At 26.3% G+C, this 16026-nt stretch carries 19 protein-coding genes; 14 read left to right on the plus strand and 5 right to left on the minus strand.

Annotated features, from left to right (window positions below; genetic code table 11):
- Positions 1 to 261 precede the first annotated feature (261 nt).
- The 4 genes from ACTG46_RS03485 to ACTG46_RS03500 all read left to right on the plus strand — a co-directional run bounded on the left by ACTG46_RS03485 (position 262) and on the right by ACTG46_RS03500 (position 3907).
- Positions 262 to 1341 (plus strand): DNA alkylation repair protein, encoded by a 1080-nt coding sequence (locus ACTG46_RS03485; protein WP_479923618.1) that lies wholly within the window; start codon positions 262 to 264, stop codon positions 1339 to 1341.
- A gap of 144 nt (positions 1342 to 1485) precedes the next feature.
- Entirely contained in the window at positions 1486 to 2376 is an 891-nt protein-coding gene (locus tag ACTG46_RS03490; RefSeq protein ID WP_479923619.1) for an SPL family radical SAM protein, read from the plus strand.
- Positions 2377 to 2446: 70 nt separating this feature from the next.
- On the plus strand, positions 2447 to 2890 hold the full coding sequence (locus ACTG46_RS03495; RefSeq protein ID WP_479923620.1) for a GNAT family N-acetyltransferase: 444 nt from the start codon (positions 2447 to 2449) through the stop codon (positions 2888 to 2890).
- A gap of 399 nt (positions 2891 to 3289) precedes the next feature.
- Positions 3290 to 3907 carry a class I SAM-dependent methyltransferase gene (locus ACTG46_RS03500; protein ID WP_219673765.1) on the plus strand — a complete coding sequence of 206 codons (618 nt, stop codon included), beginning with the start codon at positions 3290 to 3292 and terminating at the stop codon, positions 3905 to 3907.
- A gap of 381 nt (positions 3908 to 4288) precedes the next feature.
- Here ACTG46_RS03500 and hcp read toward each other — a convergent pair whose 3' ends face one another.
- The 3 genes from hcp to ric all read right to left on the minus strand — a co-directional run bounded on the left by hcp (position 4289) and on the right by ric (position 7359).
- Complete coding sequence (gene hcp, locus ACTG46_RS03505) at positions 4289 to 5920, minus strand: hydroxylamine reductase (protein WP_054269157.1); 1632 nt, start codon at positions 5918 to 5920, stop codon at positions 4289 to 4291.
- Positions 5921 to 5983: 63 nt separating this feature from the next.
- Positions 5984 to 6295, minus strand: coding sequence for a cupin domain-containing protein (locus ACTG46_RS03510; protein ID WP_054269158.1), 312 nt, complete (start codon positions 6293 to 6295; stop codon positions 5984 to 5986).
- A gap of 368 nt (positions 6296 to 6663) precedes the next feature.
- Positions 6664 to 7359, minus strand: a complete 696-nt coding sequence (gene ric, locus ACTG46_RS03515; RefSeq protein ID WP_167641061.1) for an iron-sulfur cluster repair di-iron protein — start codon at positions 7357 to 7359, stop codon at positions 6664 to 6666.
- A gap of 258 nt (positions 7360 to 7617) precedes the next feature.
- Between ric and ACTG46_RS03520 the strand changes: the two genes are divergently transcribed.
- From ACTG46_RS03520 to ACTG46_RS03530, 3 genes are read left to right on the plus strand one after another with little or no spacing between them, the layout of a single operon-like run.
- Entirely contained in the window at positions 7618 to 7812 is a 195-nt protein-coding gene (locus tag ACTG46_RS03520; protein ID WP_054269160.1) for a DUF1858 domain-containing protein, read from the plus strand.
- 12 nt (positions 7813 to 7824) lie between these two features.
- Entirely contained in the window at positions 7825 to 8448 is a 624-nt protein-coding gene (locus tag ACTG46_RS03525) for a hypothetical protein (RefSeq protein ID WP_054269161.1), read from the plus strand.
- Between the two features lie 5 nt (positions 8449 to 8453).
- On the plus strand, positions 8454 to 9008 hold the full coding sequence (locus tag ACTG46_RS03530) for a hemerythrin domain-containing protein (RefSeq protein WP_167641062.1): 555 nt from the start codon (positions 8454 to 8456) through the stop codon (positions 9006 to 9008).
- Positions 9009 to 9160: 152 nt separating this feature from the next.
- On the opposite strand, the gene ACTG46_RS03535 is transcribed toward ACTG46_RS03530, so the two are convergent.
- Positions 9161 to 9856 carry a Crp/Fnr family transcriptional regulator gene (locus ACTG46_RS03535; RefSeq protein WP_074179113.1) on the minus strand — a complete coding sequence of 232 codons (696 nt, stop codon included), beginning with the start codon at positions 9854 to 9856 and terminating at the stop codon, positions 9161 to 9163.
- 635 nt (positions 9857 to 10491) lie between these two features.
- On the opposite strand from ACTG46_RS03535, the gene ACTG46_RS03540 reads away from it, so the two are divergent.
- The 6 genes from ACTG46_RS03540 to ACTG46_RS03565 all read left to right on the plus strand — a co-directional run bounded on the left by ACTG46_RS03540 (position 10492) and on the right by ACTG46_RS03565 (position 13942).
- Complete coding sequence (locus ACTG46_RS03540) at positions 10492 to 10674, plus strand: hypothetical protein (RefSeq protein ID WP_054269164.1); 183 nt, start codon at positions 10492 to 10494, stop codon at positions 10672 to 10674.
- A gap of 128 nt (positions 10675 to 10802) precedes the next feature.
- The gene (locus ACTG46_RS03545; RefSeq protein WP_219673767.1) at positions 10803 to 11291 is read left to right on the plus strand and encodes a DUF3841 domain-containing protein; all 489 of its coding nucleotides are present in this window, start codon (positions 10803 to 10805) and stop codon (positions 11289 to 11291) included.
- 99 nt (positions 11292 to 11390) lie between these two features.
- Complete coding sequence (locus tag ACTG46_RS03550) at positions 11391 to 11798, plus strand: DUF2178 domain-containing protein (RefSeq protein ID WP_219673768.1); 408 nt, start codon at positions 11391 to 11393, stop codon at positions 11796 to 11798.
- Positions 11799 to 12017 carry a helix-turn-helix transcriptional regulator gene (locus ACTG46_RS03555; RefSeq protein ID WP_074179116.1) on the plus strand — a complete coding sequence of 73 codons (219 nt, stop codon included), beginning with the start codon at positions 11799 to 11801 and terminating at the stop codon, positions 12015 to 12017. It begins immediately after the preceding gene.
- A gap of 232 nt (positions 12018 to 12249) precedes the next feature.
- A complete protein-coding gene (locus ACTG46_RS03560; RefSeq protein WP_479923621.1) occupies positions 12250 to 12555 on the plus strand; it encodes a hypothetical protein in 306 nt (101 codons plus the stop codon).
- 928 nt (positions 12556 to 13483) lie between these two features.
- The gene (locus ACTG46_RS03565; RefSeq protein WP_054275887.1) at positions 13484 to 13942 is read left to right on the plus strand and encodes a hypothetical protein; all 459 of its coding nucleotides are present in this window, start codon (positions 13484 to 13486) and stop codon (positions 13940 to 13942) included.
- Positions 13943 to 14312: 370 nt separating this feature from the next.
- Here the strand turns inward: ACTG46_RS03565 and ACTG46_RS03570 are convergent, their stop codons facing one another.
- Positions 14313 to 14777, minus strand: a complete 465-nt coding sequence (locus tag ACTG46_RS03570; protein WP_284181661.1) for a GNAT family N-acetyltransferase — start codon at positions 14775 to 14777, stop codon at positions 14313 to 14315.
- A 499-nt stretch (positions 14778 to 15276) separates the two neighbouring features.
- Between ACTG46_RS03570 and ACTG46_RS03575 the strand changes: the two genes are divergently transcribed.
- Positions 15277 to 15927 (plus strand): GntR family transcriptional regulator, encoded by a 651-nt coding sequence (locus ACTG46_RS03575; RefSeq protein WP_054269171.1) that lies wholly within the window; start codon positions 15277 to 15279, stop codon positions 15925 to 15927.
- Positions 15928 to 16026 lie beyond the last annotated feature (99 nt).

Here is a 16026-nt window from a genome sequence, read left to right on the forward strand (position 1 = left end):
ATAAAAGAAAGTATGTAAACTAATTAGAAAAACTGGTTTAATCATAGGACAAAAGCTATTCCAAAGAAATATGGATAATAATTAGAAAATCGGGCTTAATTTATTGAATAAAAATTAGAATAAAAGATAATGAAATATTATTTATATAAAAAGAGTGAGGATTATTTATATTTTATGATGAAGATTTAGTAATATGACACACTGGTGTCTTGTTCTGTGGTATATGATTAATAAATCAAACATAGAAGGAGGAATAGTTATATGCCAGACTTACTAAAAAATAAGTTTAATCACAAGTCACTTTATGAGGTTGCATTGGCTATCCAATCAGTCTATAACCCATTTCAAGTGGATGAGTTTATAAAATCGACAATAGATGAGACGTGGGATAATTTAGAGTTAAAATCTAGATGTAGAAAAATAAGTATGAATTTAGGAAAGTATTTACCATCAAACTACAAGGATGCTATTTCCATTCTTGAACAATCTGTCAGAAGATTTCCTTTTGCATTTTTCCTTCCAGATTTTGTTGAGGTTTATGGACAGAACGATGCAGATTGGGATTTATCTATAAGTGTGTTAGAACGAAATACTGAGTACTGGTCTTCGGAGTTTGCTGTAAGGGTATTTATCATCAAGGATGAAAAGCGTATGATGGAACAGATGTATAAATGGTCTAAACATGAAAATGAACATATTAGAAGACTCTCAAGTGAGGGTTGTCGTCCTCAATTGCCTTGGGCACAAGCAATAACAAGCTTTAAAAAAGACCCCACACCTATTCTACCTATCTTGGAACAGCTCAAGACTGATACATCACTATATGTACGAAAGAGTGTGGCTAATAATCTAAACGATATATCCAAAACACATCCAGATTTAGTTATCAATCTCGCACAGAATTGGTATGGAAAAAATGAATACACTAACTGGATTTTAAAACATGGTTGCAGAACTCTACTAAAAAAGGGGAATCGTGATGTATTAGCCCTTTTTGGGTACGATGATACCACTTCAATAGATGTTCAGGACTTTGCATTAGACACAACACCTATTTCTATTGGAGAAAATTTAATTTTTTCATTTACTATTTTAGCTAAAAAATCTACAAAAACAAGACTTGAATATGGGATTGATTATGTGAAATCCAATGGAAAAAGGAACAGGAAGATATTTAAAATATCAGAAGTTTCATTAAAAGAAAATGAGAAGAAGTTGTACAAGAAAAAGCATTCATTTGCAGATGTAAGTGTAAGGAAACATTACCCAGGGGTACATTCGATTACACTTATTGTTAATGGTGTCGAACAAGGTAAACTGGATTTTGACCTAGGTGTATAATTTTATTTTAGTAAGACATAGCAGTCATTGCAAAAAATTAGCAGGAAATTATAAGTGTGTGTTTAATAACTTATAAAAAGATAATCTGAAAACTACTATGGTTTTTATATTAAAAAATTATATAAAGGAATCAGGTATAAGAGAATGATTGAGAGTATACCAGCAAAACAAATTTTACAGAAAGTTAAATTTGAAAATACAAGATGGTTTGGAATAGATTATAATATGAATCTCTATCGTGGTTGTCCTCATGGTTGTATATACTGTGATAGCCGTAGCACAATATACAACATAGAAAACTTTGACCAAGTTAGATATAAGGAAAATGTGATAGAAATTTTAAGTAAGGAATTGCGTTCAAAAAGAAAAAAAGGGGTGGTAGGTATTGGTGCCATGTCTGATACATATAATCCTTTTGAAAAGGAGCTTTGTATTACTAAGCAAGCATTGAATTTACTTGCAGAAAATCACTTTGGAGTGTCTATTGATACCAAAAGTAGCTTGGTAGTTAGAGATATACCGATTTTACAGAAAATCAAAACAAATAACTCTGCTATTGTAAAGCTAACTATAACCACTGCAAATGATGAATTATCAAAGAAAATAGAACCCAATGTAAATCCAAGTTCTGAGCGATTTGAAGCAGTAAAAGAACTTAATGATGCTGGAATTTTCTGTGGTATATTATTGACTCCTATGTTACCATTTTTGACTGATAATAAAGATGAAATACGAGCAATTGTAGAAAAAGCACATAAGGCTAATGCAAAATTTATTTATTGTATGTATGGAGTGACAATGCGTAGTGGTCAGAGAGAGTTTTTTTATAAGCATTTAAAAAATATATCTCCAGAACTAGTGCTTAAATATCAAAGGTTATATGGTTTAAACTATTTTTGTAGTATTCCTAATAAAGATTATTGTGAGAAGTTATTCAAAGAAGAATGTAGACGTTATGGTATTTTGACAGATATGAAAGATATTGTAAAAGCTTACAAGAGGTCAGAATCATATACTCAAATGAAATTTTTCTAAGATGAGTTCTAGGTATGATATTATAGAAGCATATTAAAATAAAATCTACATAAAACGAGGTGAAGAACTTATGATAGAAATAAAAACTATAAAAGAAAACAAAAAAAGTCAAATTGACCTTTTGATGTTAGCTGACCCATATGAGGAAATGATTGATAAATATCTTGAAAAAGGTACTATGTATGCTTTGTATGATAATGAAGGGATTACTTGTATAGCAGTTGTAAATGAGGTTTCTAAAGAAATCTGTGAGCTAAAAAATATTGCCACATATGAGTGTTTTCAGAATAAGGGCTATGCATCAAAGATGATAAATCATATTTTAGATGTGTATAGTAAAAAATATTCATCAATAATCGTTGGTACAGCTGAAAGTGGGATACCATTTTATGAGAGATTTGGCTTTGTTTATTCACATAAAATCAAAAACTTTTTTGTAGATAATTATCCAGAGCCAATCTTTGAAGGGGAATTACAGTGTGTTGATATGTTGTATTTATCATATAGCTTTTAGATAAACAGTATTTTTAGATAGTTATAATGGTTTTATGATGTAAGTGTATTGGTTTTAATTTAGTTTAATTTAAGTATGTAGAAGGTTAGAGGCTATTTTGTAGATTTGTATATTAGTCTTGATTAGATAGTAAAAGAAGGCATTGTGATAGATGTGAGTATTTATCATGATACTTTCTTTTTTTGTGGAGATTTAAAGTTGTAGATAAGGTAAATAAATTTTCTGAAAAGGTCAAATTGACATTAAAAATATAAATATGTCATTTTAATATAAAACTAAAACAAAGCTAGAATAAAACTAGCATTAAAACATATTGGAATTAAAATATGAATGAATATCATTCATTGACATGCAAAATACCTTGTGCTATACTATGGGCAAGAAGAAGGGGGATTGAATATGAAAGATATAAAATCAAAATCAAAACAGGCATTTAATAATCAAGCAAATACTTATGACCAAGATATAAAAGGACAACATGCTAGAAATCTCTATCCAGTATTAATTGAAGAACTTTCAAAAATTTCATATGACACTATTTTAGATTTAGGGTGTGGAACAGGAGCCGTATTACAAGCTATTTTAAATGAGGACTGTAAAAAGAAGGCATATGGAATTGATATTTCTGAAAACATGTTGAAAGTGGCAAGAGGTAAGTTAAAGGAAAGTGCTACTTTAGTTTTAGGAGATTCTGAGTATCTTCCTTTTGAAAATGATTTTTTTGATGTTGTGTACTGTAATGATTCTTTTCATCATTATCCTAGACCAGATAGAGTATTATCAGAACTAAGTAGAGTACTGAAACCAAAAGGGAATTTAATAATTTGTGATTGTTGGCAACCATTTTTGTTTAGAGATATAATGAATGTCTTTATGAAATACAGTAAAAATGGAGATGTAAAAATGTACTCAGAGAAAGAAATCTGTGGATTGTTATCTGTAGATTTTAATGATATTGTGTGGAAGAATGTAAATAATACTTCATATATTGTAACAGCTAAAAATAAAAAGCAATAATGTAATTAATATAGAGAGGGATATATAGATGAGTATACATATCAGAGAAATAGAAATAGGGATGAGGTAAATAGTAGAGAAATATATATAGATAGGTGTAGAGAAGTGGGAGATAGTAGAGATATAATAAATTAAATGAGGAATATTTTTTTAAATAGCAAATGAATGATATTCATTCATAAAAAGAAACTATACATATCTCTTTATTAAAATATATATTCTGCTAAGTAATTTATACATAGATTAATTTAATAAAATTCATAAGGAACATAATTAATTTAAATAATTTACAAATAGTAGATTATAATTGTTTATAAAATGAGCGAAGTATCTCAATTAAAATTGAATAGAAACTTCGCTCTTATATATGATTAATATAATTTATCTTTCCATAAATAATTTGATGTCATCATCAACTTGACCAATACCTGATATACCAAAATTATCAACTAAAATATTTGCAACATTAGGTGATAAAAATCCTGGTAATGTTGGTCCAAGATGGATGTTTTTAACTCCTAAGTAAAGTAGTGCAAGCAATACAATTACTGCTTTTTGTTCATACCAAGCAATATTAAATGCAATTGGAAGTTCATTAACATCTTCAAGTCCAAATATTTCTTTAAGTTTTAAAGCTATTACAACAAGAGAATATGAGTCATTACATTGACCTGCATCAAGTACTCTTGGTATACCACCAATATCTCCAAGATTAAGTTTATTGTAACGATATTTTGCACAACCTGCAGTAAGAATAACTGTATCTTTTGGAAGTTTTTCAGCAAATTCAGTATAATATTCACGAGACTTCATTCTACCATCGCATCCAGCCATAACAAAGAATTTTTTTATTGCACCTGATTTTACTGCATCAACAACTTTATCTGCCAATTCAAATACTTGATTATGTGCGAATCCACCAATAATATTACCAGTTTCAATTTCTACTGGTGGTTTGCATTTTTTTGCCATCTCAATTATTGATGAAAAATCTTTTTTACCATTTTTATCAGCTTTAATATGTGTACAACCAGGATATCCTGTTGCGCCTGATGTAAATATTCTTTCTTTTACTTCTTCACTTCTTGGTGGTACAATACAATTTGTAGTGAATAATATTGGACCATTGAATGTTTCAAATTCTGTAACTTGTTTCCACCAAGCTCCACCATAATTTCCTACAAAATTATCATATTTCTTAAATTTAGGATAATAGTGAGCTGGTAACATTTCACTATGAGTATATACATCAACACCTGTGCCTTTTGTTTGCTCTAATAATTGTTCTAGGTCTGTAAGGTCATGTCCTGATATTAATATTGCAGGATTGTTTCTTACTCCAATATCAACAGTTGTTATCTCTGGATTTCCATATCTTGAAGTATTAGCTTCGTCTAAAAGAGCCATCGCTTTTACCCCAAATTCACCTGTCTTAAGTGTTAATGCCACAAGAGCATCTGCTGTTAAGGAATCATCAATAGTGCCAGCAAGAGCTTCATATATAAATTCATATATACTAAAATCTTCTCTACCAATATTTAGAGCATGATGAGCATATGCAGCCATTCCCTTAATTCCATAAGTTATCAGCTCTCTAAGAGAACGAATATCTTCATTTTCAGTTGAAAGAATACCCACTTTTGATGCCTGTTCTAACATTGAAACCCTATCATTTATTTCAAAGTTTATTTTATTATCTAATATAATATCAGATACTTGTTTATTTAATTCAGTTCTTAAATCAATCATTTTGTAAATCTGTTTTTCAATTGCATTATCATCAAAATTAGCATTTGTGATAGTAATAAAAAGACTTTTTATTACTTGGTGGTTTATTTCATTTATAGAGTTTACGTCTATTTTTCCTTTAACTACTATTTCAGAGATGTTTTTTGTAACATAAACGAGTAAATCTTGCAATTTTGCAACTTCCTCACTTTTACCACATACACCTCTTATTTCACAACCTGTACCTTTAGCTGTTTCTTGACATTGATAACAAAACATACTCATATATTTTCCTCCTAATTATTTTATAATTGTTTTAAATTTTTAAAAAATAATGCACTATCATTACTACGATACTGGAACCTTTATAACAATTAATTCTAATACATCATCGTGTAAATTTTTCACATCTATTTTTGTATTAATTGGAATTTTTAAAAGAATACCAGCATTATATTGATGAATCTCTTGTTTTCCTAAACCTATAGAAAGTGTTCCTCTTACAACTGTAATATAAGTATTTGCATTAGATAGATATTTTGCCAACTTATCACCTTTATTAAGAACTATTTGAAGGTAACTAAAATCTTCATGAGAAATAACCTTTTTTACAACTCTTTCATTGTTAGGAACAGATAACTTAAATATTTGTTCAACCATAATGAGTACCTCCTAAAATAAGTTCATAATATCTTGCCAAAATAAGTTAAAAATATCTTATTAAATTTGAAGTTGTAACTATAGTGTTATTATAATATGGATAACTATATTTAGTATGTTGCAATTGCAACAATAGGAAAATTTTCTTAAAAATATCTTTTTAGATTTTGTATGACAATGATGAATTATTTATTTTATCACACTATTTTTATATAAAATCATTTATGGGTTTATTCTAATGGTGTATTTAAGTATATAGTTAAATTTTTTATGTATATTGTTTATACTAAAAAGCTATATTACTATCTATTTGATTCATATTACCTAACAATAATTTAGTATAATAAGTTATGTTTTTTAATTTATGTCTATATTAATTTAAACAATATACTATTCTCTTTATGAATATGGATGAATAAATCTTTTTCTAAATTATCCAATTTGTCATATACTAATTTGTAAGTAGTGCATCCCCAATTAGGGATATTATATCCATTGGTTTCCCTATATAGAGACTGTAATATTTCGCCTGCTACTGTGTGTTCATATTCGATTACACCTATCATTTTCATTATTTCATCCCTTAAGTACACTGAAGGTTCTTCTAAATATTCTTTAATCATGGGAAATAACTCTTCTTCTTCTTTTATTAAATGTCCTTCTAATTCAGCTTTAAGGTTACAAAATAATTTATAGACAGATTTTAATTCTGCACTACTGTGTTGATAATGTACACTAAAAACTTTAAGCAACAATTGGTCAATTTCATCAAGTTCTTTAAAGGTAAAATGGTGATGTTGTTTGATTATATTGTCAATTAATTTTAATGGATTTTCATTTTTCCAATCTATGTATGTCTCTTTTGAATTTAAAAATTCTTTGTATTTATTATTCAAATTTTCTAGAAACTCAAAAACATTAATTCCTTTTTCTTTCAATACTTTTTCAAGATATTGGTCACCATGGCAACAATAATCTATTTTTAGATTGTTGAATATCCTTGCAGATTCTGGATATTGTGTTACTATGTCACCTATTCTTTGTTCTTTAGTTAAAATCTTCATGTAAGTCTTACCTCCTTTTTATTTATAGGAAACTTTGTGCATTATTTTTTAGTGGATATAAAGTGTTTATTGTTATAATCTATCATAGATACTGTAAATATTATGTAACCTGAATTACAAATTGAAGTTTTAGATACAAATAACTAATATAATGCTTTTCATAATAATTTAAATTTGTAACTTTGGATACCGAATGTAAAAAAAGATAATAATATAATAAATTTAGAAAATACAAATTATGTTTGGAGGTAAATAAAAATGAAAATTTCAAAACAAATGGTTATAGGAGAATTAATTAGAGAATATCCTAATAGCATAGATATTCTAGCAGGTTTCGGATTTGGGTGTGTAGGATGCCCTTCTGCACAAGCAGAAACAATAGAAGAGGCTTGTAAAGTACATGATATAGATGTAGATAAAGTTATTAAATCATTAAATGAAAATCTTATTTAAGGAGTTATAAATATGAGTGCTTTTTTAGGAAAAATTCATTTTTGGTTATACAATAAAATTCAATTGCATGAAAAACTCTTAAAAGAAATTCTAAGTCTAGCAGAAAAAAAGGGCTTTGATTGTAATTTACTTGTAGAAGAGTCTTACTTGAAATTTGGACATCCTATAGTGGGTTCTCTAGAAAATGAGATAGATAATTCAAATATTCATGGATGGCTTCAAGAAAGGATAATAAGTGTTGAAAAACGTTTGGCATATATTATTACTAAATTATTACATCAAAATGTTATTAACATGGATGAGATATCAGAAATATTCTATAAAAATGCAGTAACTTTAGCTGAAGATGTTGATATAGAAGGATATTCACCACAAGAAATTTTCAAATTGATATTTGACTACATGCTTGAAGGTATGCCATGTGATAGAATAAATGAAGTGATTGAAAGTGATGATAATTTAGTCAAATGGAGAAGTTCGATTGACATTCATGAAGAATATTGGAAGGCTGTAGATGGTGATATAAACAACTTCCACCTTCTTAGAGATGCATGGATTAATGGGTTGTTAAGTAAAAAAGATGTAAATTATGTTTATGTTAGAAATAAAAATCTAAGTATAATAAAGAGGGTGTAAATACATTGGATGCAATCACATTAATGATTGAAGAACATAAAAACATAGAAAGAATGTTAAAAGTTATAAGACGCATATGTTTAAATATTTTAGATGGAAACAATGTTGATTACAATGATTTCTACAAAATTATTGATTTTGTAAAACATTATGCAGATAAACACCATCATGAAAAGGAAGAAAAATTTTTGTTTACAAGAATGGTTGATGAAATTGGTGGTCCAGCTGAAAAACTAGTTAAATTTGGTATGCTTGTTGAACATGACCTTGGAAGATTATATATAAAAGAACTTGATGAATCACTTAAAAAATTTTTAGATGGAAATAAGGATGCAAGGCTCGATATATTAGCCAATTCTATGTCATATGCAAATTTATTATCAAGACACATAGATAGAGAAAATAATGTTGCATATTCATTTGCAAGAAGGGAACTTTGTGAAGAAACTTTATGCAAAATCAACTCTGAATGTGAAACTTTTGAAAAGGATATGGAAAATGTTGGACTTCAAAATAAATATATTCAGATGTTAGAATTACTTGAACATAAATATATGTAAACTTACAAGAAAGAGGCTATCTCAAAATAGAGATAAGCCTCTTTTTCATTGAACAAAACTAAAACAAGTTTATTATCAAATATAATTAAAATTATCCAATTAATAAGACTTATATATCTGAAATATTATCCAATTAAATGATTTTATATTTATTAGAAAAGGATATCTTTTTTTAAAGCTTCCATATTTTTTATTTTAAACGTTGATAGATGGAAATCAATTGTTCCTTCATCTCTCATTCGGCATATTTCTCTTGATAGAGAAGGTCTAGATATATTTAAAAAATCAGCAAGTTCGTTACGATTTAATGCTAAGTCTATGTTATTGTTTTTTTTGTAACTATATTGCTCTAGTATGTATGTTGCAATTTTACTACGCACACTCTTTATTGACAAATATTCAATTCTTTTATTCAGTACAAGTGTCTTGTTTGATAGTATTTTTATAAAATTTTCTAACATTTTTGTGTGACAAGAACATGATTTTGTACATCTAGGTATTACATTAAAACCTTCAAAAAATAAAATTGTACAATTTTTTTGTGATTTGACAGTGACAGGCCATAAATCAAGAGCAGAAAATATAAATGTTCCTCCAAATATGTCACCCGATTTGATTATAGATATGATTGCACTGTTTCCCTCAATACTTTCCTTTAGAACAATTACTTCACCTTCTACAACCAAGCCAATTTTACTAATTTTATCTCCAAGATTTATAATATGTTCATCTTTTTTGTATTTATGAATACTTGGATTTAAACATTTTAAAACATTCACAATATCAACTTCATTCATATCTTTAAATAATTCCGCTTTTTTAATTAAATCAATATACAAGTTAATCATATTGTTATTTTCTCCTTTGTATCTGTGGTTACGCAATCGCTATAATAAATATAGTATAATTGATAAAGAATAACAAGTAGTTTATAAAAATTATTTTTTGTAGAAATAATATATTTTAAATAAATATACAATACTTTAAAATGTAAAATAAAGTAAATATTTATTTAATAATGTAATTTAATAAATATTAAGTATAATTATATTGATTATTTTGTATTTAACAATAAATTTTAAATTAATCAATAGAGAGAGATTTTATATGATACATATATTTGTATTATAAGTAATTATAAAAATTAAGTTGAAGATAAAGTTAAAAGATGAAAAGATTATTTAAAAACACTTGAATTAGCAGAAAAATGATAATATTTAATTTATTGTGGTAAATAGAGGTGTCACAGGAACTAACAATTGTCAGAAACAAAAAAACTGGTTAAAAGAGCGTTAAACAATTTTATAAAAAGATTAATAATTAACACATAATATACATAACTATTTACAATAATAATTAAACTTTTTTATATTTATTAATGTAATTGACTTTTAATGAATGTTAAATACCTAAAGTTGTTAGTTAATTGTATATTAGATATTTTATATCTACTTAATATTTTTTATTTATGGGGGGCTAAATTATGTTTAAAGACATGATGGACGAATGTGTTCATACAATGACAGCCTATATTTTTAGTTTGGAAGAATATGATTTATTTATAGAAACTCAAGTTGAGGATTTTATTACAAAGTATGGAGAGGATGTTGTTGAGTCTTGTATGCATAATATAATGATTTTGCTATGTAAAATTAATTTAAATTAAACAAGTTATGTATATTTTGTAGACTTTTTTATAATATACCTATTAATCAATATTTAGATATATTTATATTTTTTAAAAATATGTATAATCAAATAGTATAAATATATTGAAAAGGAGTTGTATTATATATGAAGTTTTATACTATACAGACTTTAAAATTTTGGAATAATAATAAGAATAATAAATATCTATTAAATAATTATTCTCTTATAGTAGAAGGTTTTGATATTCCATATAGATGGATGTATGCTCAAATGATAAATAGAATACCTAGATTTGATGATAGTATGATATGGGTTTGGTTGAATAGACCTGATTTAAGATGTAGTGGATACTTAGAAAAAGGTACAAAAGGTGTCTTACTTGAAATAGAAATAAGCAGAGATAATGTACTGTTATCGGATTTTGACCTATGGCATTTACCTTTGATGGATATTGCTGTAGAGATTTATGAAGATGAACAGATTGAAAAAGAGATAAGTTGGCAAAGAATATTTGACTTAGAATTATGTTCAAAATTCAATGAAGTGAATATAGAAGACTTGACTCTTCAAGGAGTAACATCCAAAGTTTCTCTATCCAAAGTCAAATTAATAAAAGAATTTGTTGCAAAATGATATTTATATTGATATTTCCATTGAAATTTATTCCAAAAAGTTATATATTTATAACAAGAGGTGTTATAAATACATAACTTTTTTAAGGGGTGATTTTATATGTCTAAACAACAAATTGGTATTAAATCAACACTTATTTCAGAAACAATAGCAGTTGCCTATTGTCTTGGAGCAACGTTGGTAAACAAGTATTTTTTTAAAGGAAGTAATATTGAGTATATTCCTATAATTATTTGGGTAGTAGCTGTAGTATGTCAATGGATTTATGACCAAAAGAATGATGATTTGGTTGATGAAGCATCTAAATACATACTATCAAGAGTTAATGGGATTGCGATAAAAGTATTGTTTTATTCTATGGTTATAATCTCTGTATGCCTTGCAACACTGGATATAAATGTATCGAATTTAAATTTAGGGATGTTTTTATTAGTCATTTTGTTTATTCAATCTTTGTTGAAGTTATTTTTATTTATATATTTTGATAGAAGGGGGATATACAATTAGGTGTCAGTATCACTAAAGACAAAAATTAAATACTATAGAGAAAAGCACCTTATGACACAAGGAGAACTTGCAAAGTCAGTAGGGGTAAGACGTGAGACTATCGTACATTTAGAAAATGGTCGATATAATCCTTCTTTAAAATTAGCGATGGATATTGCTAAGATATTTAATACAACTGTAGAAGATTTATTTGAATTTGTTGAAGAAGATAGCATTTAAATTTCAGAGTGTACTTATATATTAGAAGAGGGACGGTTTTATAAAATTGAAAATATGTATTAAGATTCGCATAAAAATAAGTGCATTTTTATCATAAAAAAATTAAGTTAAATAAATATAAAATTAATATCAGATATACTTCCAAAATTATCTAATCGTAGATATAATGTAATTATAAAAATAATGAATATTTTTATAGTAGTAGTTAATTTTCTAATAAGGAGGGTGCAAAATGCCTAGTATGATTATGGAAGTTGTAGGAGTATTATTTATAGCTATTGGATTAATTTTGACATTCATTGAGATAAAAGGAGGTCTTCCTTCTTTTTATGGATTTGGTCAAAATGCTGTAAGAAAAAATGCTGTAGGTATTATAGTAGCAGGAGTGGCTTTAATTTTCTTCAGAAATGGCATAGAGAGTGTAGATTCTATAGCTACTTTCGGCATGTTTTTAGCTATAGAGCTTGTTGTAATAGTTGCATATTTCTTAATAAGAAGAAAATTTGTTAAAGAAGACAAACATTTAAGAGTTAATTAACTAAATTATCTACTATAAAAATTGGAAGATTAAAAACAAGTAAGGTTTTGTTTTTAGTTATTTAAAATCCAAATTCGATTATTTTTAGAGAAACTATGTTCTGTATAAAGCTGGAATGTAGTTTCTTTTTTATATGTAATATAATTTTTAGAAATAAAAGTCATAATATATTATGTAAGGTAAATACCATTATAAAGCGTATGTTTGAATACAAAATGAAGCACCATGAATTTGAATAAAGATATAATGAAAATTCTGATATAAGAGCAAGTAGACTAGACAATATTGTTAAGTAACTGGTTGATGTTATGATTCCAATTATAGAGTAAGGTGTAAGAGAAAATGTATTTCATTATACAAATGTGACTCTTGATACTAAGTTTTTGGTGTTTGGTATTATTCATACCTTTCATGAAGAGATGCCGAAAGAAAATATTAAAGATTATATAGTATCTTTAATTGATTTTATGAAAGATGCGTTTATTTGTACATTAAAAATTGAAGATACAGATAAAATTGGTGACGTATAGCTTAATTTATAGGCCATTATATTTTAGTTGTAAGTTATTATTAAGTAGTGTAAATACTGATAAAGTATTTGCTTGGGGGTATATTTAAAAATAAAACAATGACTTTGATATATGGATATGCTACAATACAACCAAATCGGAATTTGGAAGTAGATATTATAATTGTAATGATGATTTGATGACAAAATTAAATATAGTCAAAGTATATTTTTACTAAATTTTACACTTAAATAATCTATTTTAAGCAAGTATGATGTACAAAACTAATAGAGAAAGTTTTTAAAGTCTATTTTATTAATAAAATAAATATTAGGATAAATAAACATATTTTTAGATTTTATAAAGTTAAAATTTTAAAAAATAATTGATATTTATTCTAATGGAGAGGTAAGTATAATATGAAATTACATAAAAAGATACAACTTTTGTTTCTAATGCTTTTATTTACTATAATGTTAACTTCTTGTTCTGGCTCTGCAATGTCATATACATTTGAGGTTGAAACTGGTGATAAGATAAAGGTAAAATTAGACACTTCAGATGGCTATTCATTGACACAGAAAGATGGAAAGTTTACTGTAAAAAAAGATGATGAGGAAGTATTACAAGGGATATTTACTACAAAAGAAGGTTATGAAAAATATCAAAGTATAAAGACTGCTAAAGGAGTAAAAGTTCTTGAAGATAAAGAGAAAGATGAAAATAAGTATTTCTTTTACGAATTTGAAGGTAAAGCTGGTACAGAAAATAACTTTGTTCTTTGGGTTAAGGACTCAAATACAGGTGTAGTGATAGGTAGCTTGTCTGGAGAAGAAGAGGCAAAGTCTGCATTTGAAAGATTGTCAATTACATTATAATGAGAGTTATAATTAAATATTAATCATCAAAATCTAAAATTCTGATTTTTAAAGCAGTTAATCTTATAAGATTAATTGCTTTTTTTAGTTTAATTCAATAGTTAAGAATTATAAGATTAACTGTTTCATTGTATCTAATTTAATCATATATATTTAAAAATAAGAACCATTTTTTATTTGGTTTTTATTTATTTCTTTTTTTATTAATTTAATATCATTTGACATATTAATTCTCCTTATCTTAAACTTTAAAACTATATATACATAGTAGCAGATTTCACCTAGAAATAAAAATATATAATGAATTTAAAAGAATTTGTTAGATATTCAGTATCTTAGAGTTGCAAAAATAGGTCACTTAATTTTGAAACTATTTATACCTCATAACAAAAAATTCTCCATCCCCTAAATACGTTTTTTGTATCTTAGTCTCAACTATTTTAAATCCTTGGGACTCATAACATTTTACAGCTCTCTTATTCCAGGTTCTTACTTCTAATACAACAGGTTTAGTACTATATTTATTTCTACATTCTTCTAAGCTTAAACTAATTATTTCTTTACCAATTCCCATTCCACAATAATCTGGTTTTATACCAATACCAAAGTATACAGAGCTTCCTTTATCTAATAAGTTTATAAAACCTATCAATTCTTTATTGTCATCTATAAAACTTATAAAATTTTTTCTCTTATCTTCTTTTGCTAGTGATAAATTATTCTTTTTAATCTCATTCCATGAAGGCAGATTGTATATTGAATATTCCCCCTCATATTTCCAATTAGTAATTTCTATAACATGTTCTTCTGTAAATATAACTTTATTTAGTTTCATATATTCTCCTAATTTCAAATCAAATTTTAATATTTATGCATCTATTTTTCTTCTGTATGCGTACTTAAAGTAGAGTATAATCATAATGTATAAGTTTTTATTATAAAAAATTTTCATTAGAAAATCAAATAAAAGTATTAAAATTAGCAAAGACTTATTTAATAAAATAAAAGTATCTTGGGCGAGTACCAAAATACATATTAATCAAATATAAAACTCATAAATATAAAACTTATGCAGTATAAAATTTAAAATATATTAATGATAATATAAACATATTAAAAATCTAAATTAAAAATAGAAAAATAAAAAATTTTAAATTTAAAATTTTTTATTTTTTATTTATTGCGGAAAGAATAAAAAGATGCTATACTTTTTGTAACATATTATTCCAATTATTAAGACATAATAAGCTTTTATAGTGTAATTTGTCTAATACTATTTTAGAAATTATGTTTTTATTATAATATGGCAAAAGAATAGAAATAAGGTGATAGTAGTGAAAGTAAAATCAAATTTAGATGAAATTTTATATCATAAGATTATTGAAAGTCTTATTCGTGGTGAATACTCTGTAGGTCAAAAAATCTTACTAAATGACCTTTGTGAAAAATTTGAAGTAAGCAGAACACCAGTAGTACAAGCAGTAAAAATGTTAAATAAAGATGGTGTGCTTACTATTATGACAAATGGAAAAGTGTATGTACCAGAGTATGAATACGATATGGTAAAGCAAGTTTGTGAAACAAGAACACTGATTGAAACATATGCCTTAGAAAAAATGATGCAAGAGGAAGAAGAAGTATTTCAACAAAAGCTAGAAGTGATAAAAAGATATTCGGCTAAATGTGAAGAGTTCTATAAACAAGAAAAATCTGTAGAACTTGCATTGACAGATTTAAAATTACATAAGGCTATTGTTGAAGGTGCTAATAATGAGATTTTAAATGATGTATATGTTGGTATACAAGGAAGATTTGTAGTAGTTAATTATCTGATACGACCATTAAAAAATCGTAATTATGAGGGAACAGTGCAAGACCATTTTGAAATATTGAAGTTTATTGAAAGCAGAGATACAAAAAAAGCAGTGGAGAAATTAAGAAGTCATATTCAAGGAACTATTAAACGCTTTTGTGAAGATGAATAATGTACTTAGAGATTTCTATATATTACAGGAAGCCATAAGGCTTCCTAAAAAAATAGCCTTTATAAAATTTTTTATTTTAAATTTAAAATTTTTTATTTT

It is taken from the genome of Clostridioides sp. LIBA-7678 (assembly GCF_056716065.1).

Excerpts from the sequence above, each read along its gene's own strand:
- ACTG46_RS03485 (WP_479923618.1), top strand. The coding sequence starts at position 262 with ATGCCAGACTTACTAAAAAATAAGTTTAATCACAAGTCACTTTATGAG.
- ACTG46_RS03490 (WP_479923619.1), top strand. The coding sequence starts at position 1,486 with ATGATTGAGAGTATACCAGCAAAACAAATTTTACAGAAAGTTAAATTT.
- ACTG46_RS03495 (WP_479923620.1), top strand. The coding sequence starts at position 2,447 with ATGATAGAAATAAAAACTATAAAAGAAAACAAAAAAAGTCAAATTGAC.
- ACTG46_RS03500 (WP_219673765.1), top strand. The coding sequence starts at position 3,290 with ATGAAAGATATAAAATCAAAATCAAAACAGGCATTTAATAATCAAGCA.
- hcp (WP_054269157.1), bottom strand. The coding sequence starts at position 5,920 with ATGAGTATGTTTTGTTATCAATGTCAAGAAACAGCTAAAGGTACAGGT.
- ACTG46_RS03510 (WP_054269158.1), bottom strand. The coding sequence starts at position 6,295 with ATGGTTGAACAAATATTTAAGTTATCTGTTCCTAACAATGAAAGAGTT.
- ric (WP_167641061.1), bottom strand. The coding sequence starts at position 7,359 with ATGAAGATTTTAACTAAAGAACAAAGAATAGGTGACATAGTAACACAA.
- ACTG46_RS03520 (WP_054269160.1), top strand. The coding sequence starts at position 7,618 with ATGAAAATTTCAAAACAAATGGTTATAGGAGAATTAATTAGAGAATAT.
- ACTG46_RS03525 (WP_054269161.1), top strand. The coding sequence starts at position 7,825 with ATGAGTGCTTTTTTAGGAAAAATTCATTTTTGGTTATACAATAAAATT.
- ACTG46_RS03535 (WP_074179113.1), bottom strand. The coding sequence starts at position 9,856 with ATGATTAACTTGTATATTGATTTAATTAAAAAAGCGGAATTATTTAAA.
- ACTG46_RS03540 (WP_054269164.1), top strand. The coding sequence starts at position 10,492 with ATGTTTAAAGACATGATGGACGAATGTGTTCATACAATGACAGCCTAT.
- ACTG46_RS03545 (WP_219673767.1), top strand. The coding sequence starts at position 10,803 with ATGAAGTTTTATACTATACAGACTTTAAAATTTTGGAATAATAATAAG.
- ACTG46_RS03550 (WP_219673768.1), top strand. The coding sequence starts at position 11,391 with ATGTCTAAACAACAAATTGGTATTAAATCAACACTTATTTCAGAAACA.
- ACTG46_RS03560 (WP_479923621.1), top strand. The coding sequence starts at position 12,250 with ATGCCTAGTATGATTATGGAAGTTGTAGGAGTATTATTTATAGCTATT.
- ACTG46_RS03565 (WP_054275887.1), top strand. The coding sequence starts at position 13,484 with ATGAAATTACATAAAAAGATACAACTTTTGTTTCTAATGCTTTTATTT.
- ACTG46_RS03570 (WP_284181661.1), bottom strand. The coding sequence starts at position 14,777 with ATGAAACTAAATAAAGTTATATTTACAGAAGAACATGTTATAGAAATT.